The sequence below is a fragment of the [Clostridium] citroniae WAL-17108 genome (genome assembly GCF_000233455.1).
Classification (GTDB): domain Bacteria; phylum Bacillota; class Clostridia; order Lachnospirales; family Lachnospiraceae; genus Enterocloster; species Enterocloster citroniae.
In genome coordinates, this window is record NZ_JH376423.1 from 289,494 (window position 1) to 304,656 (window position 15,163).

Annotated in this window: 17 protein-coding genes; 14 read left to right on the top strand and 3 right to left on the bottom strand. The window is 48.7% G+C overall.

The features are described 5' to 3' along the window. The first annotated feature begins 73 nt into the window (after positions 1-73). The 7 genes from HMPREF9469_RS16520 to HMPREF9469_RS16550 all read left to right on the top strand — a co-directional run bounded on the left by HMPREF9469_RS16520 (position 74) and on the right by HMPREF9469_RS16550 (position 7,163). Positions 74-760 carry a response regulator transcription factor gene (locus tag HMPREF9469_RS16520; RefSeq protein WP_007863880.1) on the top strand — a complete coding sequence of 229 codons (687 nt, stop codon included), beginning with the start codon at positions 74-76 and terminating at the stop codon, positions 758-760. Positions 761-768: 8 nt separating this feature from the next. Next, positions 769-1,806, top strand: a complete 1,038-nt coding sequence (locus tag HMPREF9469_RS16525; RefSeq protein WP_007863882.1) for a sensor histidine kinase — start codon at positions 769-771, stop codon at positions 1,804-1,806. A 73-nt stretch (positions 1,807-1,879) separates the two neighbouring features. Next, positions 1,880-2,563: an ABC transporter ATP-binding protein gene (locus tag HMPREF9469_RS16530; protein WP_007863885.1), complete on the top strand. Its 684-nt coding sequence runs from the start codon at positions 1,880-1,882 to the stop codon at positions 2,561-2,563. Continuing rightward, on the top strand, positions 2,560-4,383 hold the full coding sequence (locus tag HMPREF9469_RS16535; RefSeq protein WP_007863898.1) for an ABC transporter permease: 1,824 nt from the start codon (positions 2,560-2,562) through the stop codon (positions 4,381-4,383). Before HMPREF9469_RS16530 ends, HMPREF9469_RS16535 begins: the two co-directional genes overlap by 4 nt. A gap of 89 nt (positions 4,384-4,472) precedes the next feature. Next, entirely contained in the window at positions 4,473-5,207 is a 735-nt protein-coding gene (locus HMPREF9469_RS16540) for a hypothetical protein (RefSeq protein WP_007863900.1), read from the top strand. Positions 5,208-5,485: 278 nt separating this feature from the next. After that, a complete protein-coding gene (locus HMPREF9469_RS16545) occupies positions 5,486-5,968 on the top strand; it encodes a deoxycytidylate deaminase (protein ID WP_007863901.1) in 483 nt (160 codons plus the stop codon). Positions 5,969-6,092: 124 nt separating this feature from the next. Beyond that, complete coding sequence (locus HMPREF9469_RS16550) at positions 6,093-7,163, top strand: 5'-3' exonuclease (RefSeq protein ID WP_007863902.1); 1,071 nt, start codon at positions 6,093-6,095, stop codon at positions 7,161-7,163. Between the two features lie 21 nt (positions 7,164-7,184). Here the strand turns inward: HMPREF9469_RS16550 and HMPREF9469_RS16555 are convergent, their stop codons facing one another. Both HMPREF9469_RS16555 and HMPREF9469_RS16560 read right to left on the bottom strand, forming a co-directional pair. After that, positions 7,185-7,460 (bottom strand): GNAT family N-acetyltransferase, encoded by a 276-nt coding sequence (locus HMPREF9469_RS16555; RefSeq protein ID WP_007863903.1) that lies wholly within the window; start codon positions 7,458-7,460, stop codon positions 7,185-7,187. Positions 7,461-7,596: 136 nt separating this feature from the next. After that, positions 7,597-9,066 carry a GntR family transcriptional regulator gene (locus HMPREF9469_RS16560; RefSeq protein WP_007863904.1) on the bottom strand — a complete coding sequence of 490 codons (1,470 nt, stop codon included), beginning with the start codon at positions 9,064-9,066 and terminating at the stop codon, positions 7,597-7,599. A 204-nt stretch (positions 9,067-9,270) separates the two neighbouring features. On the opposite strand from HMPREF9469_RS16560, the gene HMPREF9469_RS33515 reads away from it, so the two are divergent. The 4 genes from HMPREF9469_RS33515 to HMPREF9469_RS16570 all read left to right on the top strand — a co-directional run bounded on the left by HMPREF9469_RS33515 (position 9,271) and on the right by HMPREF9469_RS16570 (position 13,144). After that, on the top strand, positions 9,271-9,783 hold the full coding sequence (locus HMPREF9469_RS33515; protein WP_007863905.1) for a hypothetical protein: 513 nt from the start codon (positions 9,271-9,273) through the stop codon (positions 9,781-9,783). Then, positions 9,725-11,545, top strand: coding sequence for a bifunctional diguanylate cyclase/phosphodiesterase (locus HMPREF9469_RS16565; protein ID WP_007863906.1), 1,821 nt, complete (start codon positions 9,725-9,727; stop codon positions 11,543-11,545). Before HMPREF9469_RS33515 ends, HMPREF9469_RS16565 begins: the two co-directional genes overlap by 59 nt. Before the next feature lie 151 nt (positions 11,546-11,696). Beyond that, positions 11,697-11,843, top strand: a complete 147-nt coding sequence (locus tag HMPREF9469_RS32485; protein ID WP_007863907.1) for a hypothetical protein — start codon at positions 11,697-11,699, stop codon at positions 11,841-11,843. Positions 11,844-11,992: 149 nt separating this feature from the next. Then, positions 11,993-13,144, top strand: a complete 1,152-nt coding sequence (locus HMPREF9469_RS16570; protein WP_007863908.1) for a DUF4317 domain-containing protein — start codon at positions 11,993-11,995, stop codon at positions 13,142-13,144. Positions 13,145-13,217: 73 nt separating this feature from the next. Here HMPREF9469_RS16570 and HMPREF9469_RS16575 read toward each other — a convergent pair whose 3' ends face one another. Beyond that, on the bottom strand, positions 13,218-13,640 hold the full coding sequence (locus HMPREF9469_RS16575) for a bacteriohemerythrin (protein WP_007863909.1): 423 nt from the start codon (positions 13,638-13,640) through the stop codon (positions 13,218-13,220). Positions 13,641-13,911: 271 nt separating this feature from the next. On the opposite strand from HMPREF9469_RS16575, the gene HMPREF9469_RS16580 reads away from it, so the two are divergent. The 3 genes from HMPREF9469_RS16580 to HMPREF9469_RS16585 all read left to right on the top strand — a co-directional run bounded on the left by HMPREF9469_RS16580 (position 13,912) and on the right by HMPREF9469_RS16585 (position 15,145). Beyond that, positions 13,912-14,367 (top strand): NUMOD1 domain-containing DNA-binding protein, encoded by a 456-nt coding sequence (locus tag HMPREF9469_RS16580; protein ID WP_007863910.1) that lies wholly within the window; start codon positions 13,912-13,914, stop codon positions 14,365-14,367. A 222-nt stretch (positions 14,368-14,589) separates the two neighbouring features. Further along, positions 14,590-14,745 (top strand): hypothetical protein, encoded by a 156-nt coding sequence (locus HMPREF9469_RS32090; RefSeq protein WP_007863912.1) that lies wholly within the window; start codon positions 14,590-14,592, stop codon positions 14,743-14,745. Beyond that, a complete protein-coding gene (locus HMPREF9469_RS16585; protein WP_007863913.1) occupies positions 14,735-15,145 on the top strand; it encodes a PH domain-containing protein in 411 nt (136 codons plus the stop codon). Before HMPREF9469_RS32090 ends, HMPREF9469_RS16585 begins: the two co-directional genes overlap by 11 nt. The last annotated feature ends 18 nt before the right edge of the window (positions 15,146-15,163 follow it).

Below are 15,163 nucleotides of genomic sequence, written 5' to 3' on the forward strand. Positions count from 1 at the left end.
TCTTGTACTCTTCCAATGAATGGACTATAATGGGATGATCGGAAGTGCATGCATGTTAAGGACGGTGAAAAGAATGAGGCGTATTTTTTTTGTTGAAGATGATTTGAGTTTAATAAGCGGTTTGTCCTTTGCCATCAGAAAACAGGGGTATGAGATTGATGTTGCCCGGACAAAATTAGAAGCAGAAACGCTGTGGATGAATGGAACGTATGATCTGGTTATTCTGGATGTATCCCTGCCTGATGGCTCCGGCTATGATCTATGCAGGAAGATCCGCCAGACCTCCAAAGTACCGGTCATTTTCCTGACAGCGGCGGACGAAGAGACAGATATTATCATGGGGCTTGATATAGGCGGTGATGACTACATTACAAAGCCTTTTAAGCTGGCGGTGTTCCTTTCGCGGGTCAATGCGCTTCTTCGCAGAAGTGGTAATTTCAACCAGACCGATACGGAACTAAGCTCCAATGGCATCAAGATACAGCTGCTAAAGCGGGAGGTATATAAAAGCGGAGTGATGATCGATCTGACGGCCGGCGAGTACAAACTGCTGTGCCTGTTTATGGAAAATCCGAATATCGTCCTTTTGCCGGAGCAGATCTTGGGCAGACTTTGGGACTGTGATGAAAACTATATAGACAGCAGTGCGCTGACGGTCTATATCCGCAGGTTACGCACAAAAATCGAGGATGACCCAGGCAATCCGCAAAAGATCGTGACGGTCCGCCGTGTGGGCTATAAATGGAATGCTGAGGATTGAGGAGAGCCATGAAAATATTCACAGATCGAAAAATCAAGCATCTTTTTTGTATGGTGTTTCTGTCCGCCGCGGGATCCGTTCTGCTTTCCGCTGTCCTGATCGGTCTGAAGGTGGAATATGCGGAGCTGTATGTACTGGGATTGTCTGTCTGCATGGAAAGCTTTGTTCTTGCCGCCATGTACCTGTATTTTAGAAACCGGCATAAGATCATGGAAAAAGCGATCGCGCAGATCAAAGAATATATTGGGGGAGATGAGGATGCCCGGATCCACTGTGATGACGAGGGCGAGCTGTACCGATTGTTTCATGAAGTCAATTCTCTGGTGTCCATCCTGAACGCCCATGCCGAGAATGAGGAACGTGGAAAAAGGTTTATGAAAGATACCATATCCGACATATCCCACCAACTCAAGACACCTCTGACCGCCCTGAATATCTATAACGGGATCATGCGGGAAGATGCAGAGGATGCGCCGGCCATCAGGGAGTTTGCCGCCCTTTCGGAACAGGAGCTTGACCGGATAGAGACACTTGTGCAGAATCTTTTGAAGATCACAAAGCTGGACGCTGGGACGATCACTTTGGAAAAGACAGTTGAAAATGTGTCCGACATGATGGCAAGTATTGAACGGCATTTTGCTTTTCAGGCCGGGCAGGAAGGAAAAACACTGTCTTTTTTGGGAGATGATATGGTTGTACTGCTGTGCGACCGTAACTGGCTCACAGAGGCGGTCGGTAATATTGTGAAAAATGCCCTGGACCACACCAAGGCAGGAAATTCTGTTTCTGTTGAGTGGAGAAGCTTTGCGTCAATGGTCCAGATTGTTGTGAAAGACAATGGCAGCGGCATCCACCCGGAGGACATACATTATATCTTCAAACGGTTTTACCGCAGCCGTTTTTCAAAAGATACGCAGGGGGTGGGACTTGGGCTTCCCCTTGCAAAGGCAATTGTGGAAGCGCACAGGGGAACAATCGAGGTGGACAGTGTGTTGGGCGCCGGCACGGTTTTTACCATCAATTTTTTGATTCCTACAAAATTGTAGGCTGTGTGTCATCCGGCAGTAATGTTGATGTGGTACTCTTTCCTGATCAAGGAAGAAAGAGGTGTTAGACTTTATGGATCTGTTAGAAGTACAGAATGTTTCAAAAACCTATGGAAGGGGGGAAGCTGCTGTACATGCATTGAAGCAAGCGGCTTTCTCTGTCCCAAAGGGTGAATTCGTTGCCATTGTCGGAGAGTCCGGTTCAGGGAAAAGCACGCTGCTGAACATGATAGGCGCGCTTGATACGCCTACTTCAGGCAGGGTGTTGATTGATGGAAGGGACATTTTCTCCATGAAAGACAGCAGCTTGACTGTTTTCCGCCGCAGGAATATAGGCTTCATCTTTCAGAACTTTAATCTGATCCCGGAATTGACCGTGGAGCAGAATATCATCTTTCCTGTCCTGCTTGATTATGAGAAACCTAACAAGAAGTATTTGGAAGAACTGCTTGCTGTATTGAATTTAAAAGAGCGCCGCCATCATTTGCCCAGCCAGTTATCCGGCGGCCAGCAGCAGCGCGTTGCGATCGGGCGGGCTTTGATCACACGGCCGGCGCTCATCCTCGCTGATGAGCCTACCGGCAATCTTGACTCCCAAAACACCAGCGAGGTGATCACTCTGCTCAAGGAAGCCTCAAGAAAATATGAGCAGACCATAGTTATGATCACTCACAGCAGGAGCATTGCACAGACAGCGGACCGGATCCTGCAGGTGTCCGATGGGGTGGTGTCCGACTTGGGGAGGTGCCGCGAATGAAAAGTTACCTTAGCCTGATCCCGATATCAGCCAAAGTACACAGGCGGCAGAACCGTATGACCCTGCTGTGTATTATTTTTTCCGTGTTTATGGTAACGGCTGTGTTCAGTATGGCCGAGATGGGGGCCAGGATGGAGCAGGAAAGACTGCTGGAAAAACATGGCAGTCTGCCGGTTCAAAATCTGTTTAACAGCGCAATGGGACAATCCCTTTTGTTGATTGCCGCGGTTTTATTTCTGCTGGTATTGATCGCCGGAGCTTTAATGATCTCCAGCAGTATGAACAGCAGCGTGGCCCAAAGAACACAGTTTTTTGGTATGATGCGCTGCATCGGGATGAGTAAACAGCAGATTAACCGTTTTATCAGGCTGGAGGCTCTCAATTGGTGTAAAACCGCGGTCCCCATTGGTCTTTTACTTGGAACGTTTGCCTCATGGGTCCTGTGCGCCGTCCTGCGTTTTATTGTGGGTGAGGAATTTTCTCATATACCCTTGTTTCGGTTCAGCATTGTTGGTTTGATCAGCGGTATTGTGGTGGGCGTTGTCACCGTATTGCTTGCTGCAGGATCACCGGCAAAAAGAGCGGCAAACGTATCGCCTGTGACGGCAGCTTCCGGTCATTGGGAAAATGCGCGGACAGGAGCGCAGGCGGTACGCTGTGCGGTTGATTTCCGTTTTCTTAAAATCGAAACAGCCCTGGGCATTCATCATGGGGTATCGGCAAAGAAAAACCTGTTTCTGATGACGGGGTCCTTTGCCCTTACCATTATCCTTTTTCTCAGTTTTTCCGTATTGATCAACTTTGTAAACTACGTGATGCCGCAATCGGCCAGCACCTCTGACGTGGATATTTCAAGCAGTGACGGTTCCAACTCAATCCCAGGCGGACTGGTCCGCACCATCAGCGGTATGAAGGGGGTAAAATATGTCTATGGCCGTCAAAGCTGCCTTGGGGTCCCTGCAGAAGTAATGGGCGATACCACGGTTTACGGTGCGGTTGATATCATTTCCTTTGATGATTTCGATTTAGACTGCCTTAAAAAGGACCGTGCGTTAACACGGGGCAGCAGCCTTTCAAAGGTTTATGGAAACAGCGGTCATGTCCTGGCAGCCTGGGATCAGAACAGTCCCTTGAGGATCGGCGACAGGATTCTGGTGGCTGGCAGTGAACTGGAAATCGCCGGTCTGCTGAAATATGACCCCTTCAGCAGTGACGGCCTTACTAACGGCAAGATTACACTGATCACCTCCAGGGATACGTTTACCCGCCTGACGGATGTGGAGGATTACTCCCTGATTATGATCCAGACAACAGGTGATGCGACCGATGAGGACATCAAGGCGCTGGGGCGGGCGGCAGGCGGTGGGTATGTATTTAACGATAAGCGAGATGAACGCACCACCGGCACATATTTTGCTTTTGTATCCTGCGTATATGGATTTTTGGGAATCATCACCCTGGTTACCCTGTTGAATATTGTAAACAGCATTTCCATGAGCGTATCCGCAAGGATCAAGCAATACGGCGCCATGCGGGCAGTGGGGATGGACCGGCGCCAGATCACCCGGATGATCGCTGCTGAAGCTTTTACCTATGCTTTCTGGGGCTGCGCCGCCGGCTGTGCGGTGGGAGTGCCCTGCAGTAAGCTTCTGTTCGATCAACTTATTGCCAGCCATTTCAGCTATGCTGTTTGGCGGTTCCCCGTTGTCAATTTGGCGGTCATACTTGTGTTTGTACTCTTGGCAGCGGCCATAGCAGCTTATGCTCCGGCGAAAAGAATAGGAGATCTGTCCGTAACCGAAACCATCAACGAACTGTAAAAAAGCTTCTCTTGGATTAAAAACAGTAAACTTTTCAGGCTATGGTACGATAATGAATAAGAGTACTCATAAAGAACAGGAGGATTAAGATGAGAGTTAACCTTACGATGCAGCAGCCTGGACATTCTGTTATCAATACCGCCCGGATCAATGCCTCTGTTGCCAGGAATCATCCGGATGGCGGTAGAGCTAAGGCGGGGCATATGAAAAAGGACCGGGTGAACCTTTCGCCCCAGGGCAAGCTGATGAGTATGATCGAGAATCTGAGGAAGCAAAAGGAGGCGGTCATAAAGAACAGGAATGACCTTGTGGAATCCACGCTTAAAAACGGAGGAAAGGTGGAGGACATTAAAGAGCAGCTGAAATATTATGGAAAGCAGCTGGAGCAGATCGACCATCAGATTTCCGATGCATATGCAAGCCAGGCAAAGCAGGCCGTGGAACAGGACGATCAAAAGAAGCCGGGGAGAGATGATGGACACAAAACCCGGCAGCAGCGGGACGCGGAGCATATGAGCAGGCTTGCGGGGGCATCGGCGGACTTAAAACATGCTGAAAAGATCGCAGCGGCACAGGACAAGGCAGAAGGGGATGCACGGGTGCAGGAAGCTGAGATACACATGGGCGGGATACACATTGACAAGCTGGAAAGCAAGGGAATGGGAACCGGTGCAAATGTTGGCGATATGATTGAAAATGAGAACCGTTCACTGGAGGCAAAGCGGAAACAGGCCGGCCGTCTGTGGGACAGTGCCATGGATCTTCAGGAAAGCCAGGGGGATAAGCTGAAGGAAGCCAGAGAACAGATAGACGAGAAACCCTAAAAAAGAGGGGAGCCGCCAGTAATGATCCCGGCGGCATGAGTATGAAAGGTATATATAAAAAGGTTTGTGCCTTGTACATGTTCTATACTACTGGAAAAGTATGACAAAAGTTTGTCCGTGGAATAAAAGATACATAAAAACAATTAAGACTTTCTTACAGATTCCTGGGTTATAATTAGTTGATAGTTCCGTATTTTTGATATAAGATATTAGTTAAATGATGTGTACTCTCGGAGACTCCGAGAGTACATTGAACTTATGGGGAGGGAACAGATACCATGGTACAGCCCAATGGAATACAGAGAATTTCAAAGACAGACACATATCTGAATGTGGCTGAGACATTTGCCTACAGGAGCACCTGTATTAAACGAAAATACGGAGCCGTGATTGTTAAGGATGATGTGGTAGTCTCCACGGGCTACAACGGTTCGCCCCGAGGGTATGACAACTGCTGTGACACGGGGAAATGTCCCAGGATCGAACTGGGAATGCACCAGGGAGAGGGATATGGGATCTGCCGTGCGGTCCATGCGGAGCAGAATGCGCTGTTAAACTGCTCAAGGGAACAGACCATGGGTGCTGACCTTTATCTGGCAGGGGTCAATCCCATGGACAATTCCGTGCACAGGGCCAAACCATGTCCTTTATGTGCAAGGATGATCATTCAGGCGGGGATCCGCAATGTGATCATGAGGATGGGAGCTCGGGCGGATGAGTATGTTGTGGTGCCCGCAGGTGAACTGACCTGGCATTGTTGAATCCAGGCCGGGGATTCAGGCCGGGGATTCAGGCCGGGGATCCGGCCCGGAATTTTTTGCATTGACGGTGGGGCGGGCAAAAGATATACTGGACTGTGACTAAAATGAAAGCGATGGAATGAATATGTCAGAGAGAAAATTTGTGATCGTTGACGGCTCCTCCCTGTTGTCAACCTGTTATTATGCTGTTTTGCCAAGGGAAATCATGTTTGCAAAGACCGAGGAGGAGAGGCAGAAACACTACGATAAAATACTCCATTCAGAGAACGGTACGTATACCAATGGGATTTTCGGCGTGCTGAAGGCCACAGCCTCCCTGCTAAAAAAACAGGCGCCGGACCACATTGCCTTTGTGTTTGATAAAACAAGGGATACATTTCGCAGGAAGCTGTACCCGGACTATAAGGGGACCAGGTCCGCTACGCCGGAACCGCTGAAACAGCAGTTTGTACTCCTTGAACAAATCCTGGAGGATGCAGGGTTTCGGGTCTTATATGACAGTCAGTTTGAGGCGGATGATTATGCAGGCAGTCTGGTGATGAAATTCAGGGATCAGATCCCCATGGTGGTGATGACAAAAGACCACGATTACCTTCAGCTTGTCAGTGACGAGCACAATGTAAGAGCCTGGATGGTCCAGTCCAAACAGGAAAAAGCAGATGAATTGTACAATAAATATTATGCTCCCTACGGCCTGGATAAAAGGAGCGTCAACCTGCCGGAAAAAACCTTTGAGTTCACAGCAGAGCACGTATTTGCGGAGGAAGGGGTATGGCCCTGCCAGATAACCGACTTAAAGGGGATCCAGGGGGACACCTCAGATAATATCCCGGGAGTCAAGGGGGTGGCAAGCGCTGCGCCGATCCTTTTGAACGAATACAAAAGTGTGGAGGATCTCTATGAGGCCATTCATGATGTAAAGGAGGATAAGACAGCTTTAAAAGAACTGCAGGACTTCTGGAAAAATGGTCTTGGGATCAGCCGTTCCCCGTACAAGGCCCTGACAAAGACCGAAGAGGGCGAGGTGTGCGGGGAAGCGGCTGCCATGCTCTCCAAACAGCTGGCCACGATTAAGACTGATATCCAGATCGGCCTCTCCCTGGACGACTTCTCTGTTTCATATTATGATGAGTCAAAGATGAGGGAATGGTGCAGCCGTCTGGATATCAAGGAAGAATCTGTTTTTGGAAAGTGACATCAGGTTGATGTCAGGTGATCAGCCCTTCACCACTGAGCTGTATTCAGGATGCTTTTCAAACCACTTCACGGCATAGGAACAAGTCAGAACCGCTTTTTTATCTGTTTCCCGAAGCTGTTTTGCAGCTGCTTCCATCAGTTTGCCGGCAACCCCCTGTCCTCTCAGAGAGTCATCCACAAAGGTGTGGTCGATATTGACCGTATCCGTATCCACGTCCGGGAATGATACCTCGGCAAGAATGGCGCCATTGTCTCCTGGCAGCATGATCCTATTCTTCTCATAAATAAAGTCCATGTGAAACCTCCTGTGTTTTTATATGATGGTAATGAGAGATACATTATAGCATGCGGCCGTATCCTCATCAAGCCCTATCGGCAATGTCAGCCTACAGTAATGTCCCAGTAATGTCTCCGCTCATCAATGTCCGGTATCAGTAAGCTCCGGGATGGGGCGTTGCCAGGGCGGCAGCCTCCGGAAGGCCGCAGCCTGTGAGAAAATTGCGGACAAATTCCAGCATATGGCAGTAGCATTGGGAAAGCTGGTCCGCAAACCGTTCCTTTTCACCAAAAGCCAGACAGCGGAATGCCTTCATGCTTTTCTGGTATAATGCGTCTGCTGCGTTCAGACCCTCGCTGTAAAAGGAATAGTAATAACCCCAGTGGAGCATTTCTTTGACCTCTGTAAGGATTACCTTGTAGGGCTGTAGGGGAAGATGGTCTATGGTACACTGCACCAGCAGGTCCAGGGGAATGACATTGTTTTTTTTCATATCCTGTTTCAGGCGCTCAATGCTGGCGCTGTCAATGAAATCAAATGCCAGGACGGCGGCAGGGTACACTGCGATGGCCATGAACTGAAGTCCGCTAAGATACAGCAGTGTGTCCTTTTTAAAGACCTTGTTCTTCATGCACTGCAGTGTGGCGTCATCGTTAAAAAGGGTCACCTGGGTACCCCTGACATTGTAGGTTTGGCAGAAACCGGTCTTGTTGAGCACGGCAAGGGCTTTCCGTATGGTGGACACAGAGACCTGGTATTCCTCAGCCAGTGCCGCCTCCGGTGGAAGAAAGGAACGGTCCTTGTAATAGCCTGTCCCGATCTTATCAATCAGATCGCGGGTAATCTGCATATAGTAATGGTCCCTTCCCTGTTCCGCGCTCCAGGTGTAGTAATCGGGATCATCCATTATGGGAACCGTCATGTGGGAGGACAGGTCATCCAGATACTGTCTGACCGCGCTTGTGATGGAACGATACATACCGGTAAAACAGCGATGGATCTCCCTTGGATGTTTTCTGTTCACAGCATCCATCATCCACATGGGATCTTTGTAATCCTTATAAGCGGACGCAAAGAACTCAGACTGGGTGCAGTCCAGGAAAAACGGCACCCGAGCACAGATTTCAAGGCTTGTGAAAATATCCCTGAACAGCAGGTTATCAGATGCGTCCAGCAGGCTGTGGAGGGCAACGGATGAGGCTTTCCAGCGGATCCGCAGGGATTTTCTGCCGCTTTTCTTTAATTGCTGGAAACAGTGCTCCAGCGTCTCTGCGCCGCACACTTGGGCGGAAAAGGAAAAAAGGCAGGGCATCAGCAGGGTCATGGTTTCATAGACCTGAAGGATCGAGGTCTTTTTCTCCATGACAGTTTGTATGGCCGCCTCATTTAACGCACCGGTACAGGGACGGTATATAACTACGGAAGGCCTTCTCTCCTCGGTCCGGATCAGGCCCTCCTCCTTCAGATCCTTTAATACATCCTTTGCTGTCCTGATTCCCACGTGATAGATATCGCACAACTGGTTAAGGGAAGGGAGAGTATCCCCATAACCCAGGTAACCGGTCAGGATCTGTTCGCGCAGGCATTGATACAGGTATTCGTATAATGTTCTTTTTTTCTCCATTAACAAATCCTCCAAATGTCTCTAATGCACTCTCGGAAAATCAGCCGCAGGAATGGGGGCCAGGACTCCGAGAATACACCCTATTATATCATAGATTTTCCAGAATACTATATGCTTACGTACACAAATCGTATGTTGATTTATCCTGTGCCGTATTTTAAAATAAAACAGAATACACTTTAAGATAATGGAGAACAAAAGGAAATGAAGCAGATAGAAAACAGATTTCCTGATGATCAAAAGCCTTTTTTCCGGGGAGTGCAGATGATACTGTTATCTGTAGCCCTGGTTTTTGTTTTTGCGGTATCCATTTGGAATGCGGCAGGACTGCGTGTGGTGTTAAACCAAAGCACCCAGGAATACCTGTATGATGTGACATCACAGCTTACAAGGGATATCAGGGATGCAATGATCAATAAAATGACCGACCTGGAGATGGTGTCAGATTCCATTTCCCGTCTGACAATGTATCAGGAAGAGGAGTCGATCACTGAATTCCTGAACCGCAAAGCCCGCATACTGGAATGTGATCCCTTGATCATCTTGGACAGACAGGGGAATTTTATTTCCTCCGACTCTAACCTTTCTTCCTGGGAATTGACACCGGAAGACTATTTAAAGATACCCGGCATCCAGTCCTCTTTTTTGGGAAAGGTAAGTGCCAATTATCTGGGAGGGCGGAGCATTTTTTTATTCCGTTCCCGTTTACAGGGATAACCAGGTGGAGGATGTGCTGGTTGGGATAAGAAGCAAGGAAAATATGCAGGCTATGATATCCTCTAAAAGTTTTAACGGGCAGGTGATCAGCTGCATTGTTGACAGCACCGGCCAGGTGATTATTTCACCCACTGATTTAAAGCCGTTCCTCCAGCTGGATGATATATTCAGAAAAGAGAAGGACAGTAAGGTGAAGTCGGATATTTACCAGATGCAGTCTGACATGCACAAGGGCAGCAGCGGCATTCTGGAATTTACCGCAGTTACCGGGGAGGATCTGTTTCTGGCATACAATGAACTGGAGATCAATGACTGGTTCCTCTTTACACTTATCCCCTCTGATATTATTTCCGGCGGAGCCGAGCGCTATATCATCCAGTCCTTTGTGATCATGGCGGTCACAATGCTTATCTTTTTTATTTTTCTTTTTGCCGTATACCGGTTTTATCATATCCACAGGCTGCAGCTGGAACGCCTTGCCTTTGTGGACCCGGTGACAGGGGGAAGGAATAACGCCGCTTTCCAGCTGAAGTACCGGGAACTGGCCAGGGGGATGGAACCGGGTACTTATACGGTGGTGCTGTTGAATGTGAAGAATTTTAAACTCATCAACGAACGGTTTGGAAGCCTTACAGGCAACCGAATACTGGGCTACATATACCAGGTGCTGGAACAGCACGTGTGCCCGCACAAGGATGAGTTTGTGGGAAGAGGCGAATCCGACTATTTTTTCCTCTGTATCAGGGCCAACACACCTCAGGAGGTCCAGGGCAGGCTGGACAACATGATCCAGGACATCAATTCCTTCCGCGACACAGACCTGCCCGGCTGCCATATGGCTTTCAGGCAGGGAGCCTGCCGGGTGGAGGATCCCTCCCAGGAGATTACGATCATACAGGACAGGGCGAGGCTTGCCTGCCGGGGCCGGGATCTGGATTTCTGGCAGGGATGTGTGTTCTATGATGAGAGCCTGACGGAACAATTAAAAAAGGAACAGGAGCTTAATGACCTGTTTGAGGATTCCCTTGAGAATCATGATTTCCATGTGTATCTGCAGCCCAAGGTAAGGCTTGGCGATGAAAAGATCAAGGGAGCCGAGGCATTGGTGCGGTGGATCCACCCGGAGAGAGGCGTGATCTATCCATCGGATTTTATCCCGCTGTTTGAGCGCAACGGAAAAATATGCAGGCTGGACCTCTATGTGTTTACAGAGGTATGCGCTTTGATCCGCGGCTGGATCCGGCAGGGCAGGGAATTAATCCCTGTTTCTGTGAATCTGTCCAGGCAGCATTTTACAAAGGAAGATTGTTTGGATGAGTTTTACCGCATTGCGCAGGAGTACGGGATTCCGCGGGGAGCCATTGAGTTTGAACTGACCGAATCCATTTTCTTTGACAACCAGCAGATTGACCGGGTGAGGGACATTATCCGCCAGATGCATATGCTGGGATTTGACTGTTCCCTGGATGATTTTGGCTCTGGGTATTCCTCACTGGGACTTTTAAAGGAGTTTGACGTGGACACGATCAAGCTGGACCGGTCCTTTTTCCTCAACATGACGGGGTCAAAGGCCAGGGATGTGATCACATGCCTGGTGGACCTGTCAAAACGGCTGCATGTGCAGGTGGTGGCTGAAGGTATTGAGACAACGGAGCAGGTGGAGTACCTGCGCTCTATCGGCTGCGACATGGTACAGGGGTATGTATTTTCCAAGCCTCTTCCGGCCCGGGAGTTTGAGAAGCTGTGGTTTGAGCATATTTAGAGGACAGGCTGCATAAAATGTAATATCTGTGTCTGACATGAGAATCCCTTTGGCAAATGTGCAAAGCGCCCGCCTGATTATGCCCGGAGCAAAACCGGCGTTGGCGCCAGCACGCCAAGGCAGACCGAACCATTGAAAGGAGTTATTACATATGCCCATCTATCCGCCCTGTGAAAGCCTGATGAAATACGGAGTTGTCCAGAATATTGTTGAGAAATATTACCGGTTCAGAATCAAACGGCCATGCTTTGTCATGATGCAGAATGAGAGATGGACACTGGTGACCCTGGACTGTTAAAATCTTTCTTTACTCTCAGCAGACCGGTAAGTTCGGGAAACTGGCTACTTGACTTATGGGAGATTCTGTTCTAGTATAAAAGCTGTCAATATGAACCGTCCGGTCCATTTTGGTGTGGGACAAGGCGGTAAGGACAGGAGAGAGACAGGATGAATAAAAAGGAAGCAAATGAAATAAAAAAGCTTTTTACTCCGGCAAACTGTGCCATCACACGTATCTGCGGCTGTTACGTAGATGCTGAGAAGAATAAGAAGACGGAACTTAAGGAGGCGTTCCTTTCCCTGCCCGAGGAGGAAGCCTTTAAGTATTTTACCATTTTCAGGAATGCCCTGTCCGGTACGGTGGGGAAGAACCTGATCAATATGGAATTTCCCTTACATACCGAGGCCGAGGGAGGCACACATCATTTCCTTATGAAGCTGCGGGACAGCCAGCTTAAGGATGATGGGGTTTTGGAGGAGTTTTATGATAAGGTGATCGCAAACTATGACTATGGTGAAAATTATTATATCATACTGATCCACTGTGCGTATGATATTCCGGCCAAGGCCACGGACGGAATGGAGATGTTTGACGCCTCCGAATACGTGTATGAGTTTATTCAGTGCACCATCTGTCCGGTAAAACTGGCCAAGGCCGGGCTGAGCTACAATCCCCTGACCAATGCCATTGAGAACCGCAGCAGGGACTGGCTGGTGGAGGCGCCGGACCAGGGATTCCTGTTCCCGGCCTTTAATGACAGGAATACGGATATCCACAGTCTTTTATATTATTCAAAGAACCCGGAACAGATGCCGGAGATCCTGATCGATGAGCTTCTGGGGTGCGTGGTTCCCATGTCGGCCAAGAGCCAGAAGGAAACCTTCCAGGCCATTGTGGAGGAGACATTGGGAGAAAACTGCGATTTTGAGACGGTGAAGACCATTCACGAGAACCTGGCCGAGCTGGTGGAGGAGACAAAGGATGAGCCCGTTCCCCTGACCCTGGATAAGTATCAGGTGAAAAAGCTTCTGGAGACCAATGGGGCAACGCCGGAAAAGCTGGAAGAATTTGAACAGCGGTACGCGCAAGTGGAGGATGGCCCGGGAACCAGCTTTGTGGCGGCAAACGTGGTGAACACAAAGAGTTTTGAGATCAAGACCCCGGATGTGAGCATCAAGGTTGCGCCGGATAAAACCTATCTGGTGGAAAACAGGATGATAGAGGGGCGGCCCTGTATTGTCATTGCCATCAATGAACATGTGGAAATAAATGGAATCTCAGTGAGACCGGTGGGAATTAAGAGGCCGGAGGAAGAGTAGATTTTTAATCAAGAACAGCCGATTCCAGCACCTGGTCCGGTGCCTGGAATCGGCTGTTTTGAATGTGGGGACATCAGATACGCTCCGCGTTGTCCCTCATGAATTTGAATTCCGCCACAGAGCGGTCAAAGGTCTGGATGTGGTAGTAGAGCCAGTCCCTGACTTTTTCACTGACCTTTTCCACAAATGCATCAGTGGGACCTTCCTCCTCCATAAGCATCTCGTGGAGTTCCTGTACGGTGTTCCTCAGCTCTTTGTGTTTCTCCTTGTGCTCATTGATGCCAGGATAATTGATGGAAGCCTGGAGTTCCTCCTCTTCCCTGAAGTGATAGTCTGTATAGTCTGCCAGGAAGTTTAACATCCTGGCCGCCCCGCTCTGGTTGGACCGTTCCTCGCAGCTCTTTAATAGGTCGTTGATCTTGCTGATCAGCTCCTTGTGCTGGGAATCAATCATCTCATTACCTGTAATCAGGTCATCTGTAAATTCTGCATACATATTCCATTACCTCCGTGCTGAATGTTTGATATATATAATTTATCACAAACAATGGAAAATTACTATGACTTTTGCAACAAGTACAAGCCTTTTTGAGAAAAGGCAGACAGCGGGCGGTAGTGTTTTGAAAAAAACATCTTCGCAAAAACGAATACACTATAAATAGGGGGAGGTATACGTGTAAGGAGTTGTCTGGACAAAGAAGTCAATAGTTGATATAATGACTATGTGCATTTGGCAATCTTACAATAACGGGAGGATAATACTACAGATGAGTCGGACAATTAGTGCAGGTTATGTATATCGTCAATATTCTACAGAAGGTGTGTATCTGGCAGACTACAAAAGCTCCAGGGCGGCCCATGAGGCCACAGGAGTTTCCATTGGCTCCATAGCCAGGGCGGCTCACGGCGAGCGCAGAACCGGAGGCGGATTTGTGTGGAGGAAGGTTTTGGTGGATTCTCCCAAGGAGAACATAGAGATCGATCTTACAAGTAAAATAGGAAACCACGATAAGCGGCCATTGCTTCAAAAAACCCCGGACGGAGAGGTGGTTGGGGAGTTCCTTTCCATTGCCCATGCCAGCAGAAGCCTGAAGATCAGCAGAAGAAGCCTGTCATGCGCCCTCAGCGGGGCTCAGAAAACAGCCGGCGGTTTTATCTGGGAAGAAGTGGAATTGCCTGAGGAGCAGGAGGAAGACGCTGAACAGGAGAACCTTAAGGATTGAGATATACATACACTATAATTACCCTCAGTGGACAAGGGGGGCATACGCCGAGCGACAGTAACGCCGCAGAATCGCAAAGCTGTGGTGCAAAACCGTGTGTCCCCTTGTCCACTGAGGGTATAGAAGAAACAGAGATATAGAAAAACAGAGATCATCAAGAGATCATCAACAGCTGTCCTTTGGGCAGCTGTTTTTATTTGTTCAGAAGATAGGAGCGTTTTTATGAGTTATAAGAAAACATTGGAAACAAAAGAGAAAAAACGCAGAATTATGAATGTATTTGCGAGATTTTTATGGAAATTTGCGAGAATTTATAGTACAATAGGAAAAGAGACATTGGCAGGATCGCTCAGAGGAGGAACTGGAAATGAAACGTGATGATTTGGTATGGAGAGACAGAAAACGAAACCGGCTGGGTCTGCCCTGGACCTTTACTGTATATGGACTGACGGAAGACCGTCTTTTTATCAAGTCGGGTATGTTGAATATACATGAGGATGAGGTGCGTCTGTACCGCATTCTGGACCTATCCCTGCGCAGGTCCTTTTGGCAGAGGATCGTTGGGCTGGGCACGATCCATGTGGACAGCAGCGACAAGACCATGAAGGCCTTTGATATACATAATATCAGGAATTGCGAGGCGGTGAAGGAACAGTTATCCCAGCTGGTAGAGCAGGAGCGTGACAATAAGCGGGTATCCTCCAGGGAGTTTATGGGTGGATATGAGGGCGATGGGAACGATGAGAGTGAGTTTGATGAGCCGGACGGCCATTATTAATACTACTAAGAAAGGGGA

Coding starts and splice junctions, on each gene's coding strand:
- HMPREF9469_RS16530 (WP_007863885.1), top strand. CDS start 1,880: ATGGATCTGTTAGAAGTACAGAATGTTTCAAAAACCTATGGAAGGGGG.
- HMPREF9469_RS16535 (WP_007863898.1), top strand. CDS start 2,560: ATGAAAAGTTACCTTAGCCTGATCCCGATATCAGCCAAAGTACACAGG.
- HMPREF9469_RS16545 (WP_007863901.1), top strand. CDS start 5,486: ATGGTACAGCCCAATGGAATACAGAGAATTTCAAAGACAGACACATAT.
- HMPREF9469_RS33515 (WP_007863905.1), top strand. CDS start 9,271: ATGAAGCAGATAGAAAACAGATTTCCTGATGATCAAAAGCCTTTTTTC.
- HMPREF9469_RS32090 (WP_007863912.1), top strand. CDS start 14,590: ATGAGTTATAAGAAAACATTGGAAACAAAAGAGAAAAAACGCAGAATT.
- HMPREF9469_RS16555 (WP_007863903.1), bottom strand. CDS start 7,460: ATGGACTTTATTTATGAGAAGAATAGGATCATGCTGCCAGGAGACAAT.
- HMPREF9469_RS16525 (WP_007863882.1), top strand. CDS start 769: ATGAAAATATTCACAGATCGAAAAATCAAGCATCTTTTTTGTATGGTG.
- HMPREF9469_RS16550 (WP_007863902.1), top strand. CDS start 6,093: ATGTCAGAGAGAAAATTTGTGATCGTTGACGGCTCCTCCCTGTTGTCA.
- HMPREF9469_RS16560 (WP_007863904.1), bottom strand. CDS start 9,066: ATGGAGAAAAAAAGAACATTATACGAATACCTGTATCAATGCCTGCGC.
- HMPREF9469_RS16520 (WP_007863880.1), top strand. CDS start 74: ATGAGGCGTATTTTTTTTGTTGAAGATGATTTGAGTTTAATAAGCGGT.
- HMPREF9469_RS16575 (WP_007863909.1), bottom strand. CDS start 13,640: ATGTATGCAGAATTTACAGATGACCTGATTACAGGTAATGAGATGATT.
- HMPREF9469_RS16585 (WP_007863913.1), top strand. CDS start 14,735: ATGAAACGTGATGATTTGGTATGGAGAGACAGAAAACGAAACCGGCTG.
- HMPREF9469_RS16540 (WP_007863900.1), top strand. CDS start 4,473: ATGAGAGTTAACCTTACGATGCAGCAGCCTGGACATTCTGTTATCAAT.
- HMPREF9469_RS32485 (WP_007863907.1), top strand. CDS start 11,697: ATGCCCATCTATCCGCCCTGTGAAAGCCTGATGAAATACGGAGTTGTC.
- HMPREF9469_RS16570 (WP_007863908.1), top strand. CDS start 11,993: ATGAATAAAAAGGAAGCAAATGAAATAAAAAAGCTTTTTACTCCGGCA.
- HMPREF9469_RS16580 (WP_007863910.1), top strand. CDS start 13,912: ATGAGTCGGACAATTAGTGCAGGTTATGTATATCGTCAATATTCTACA.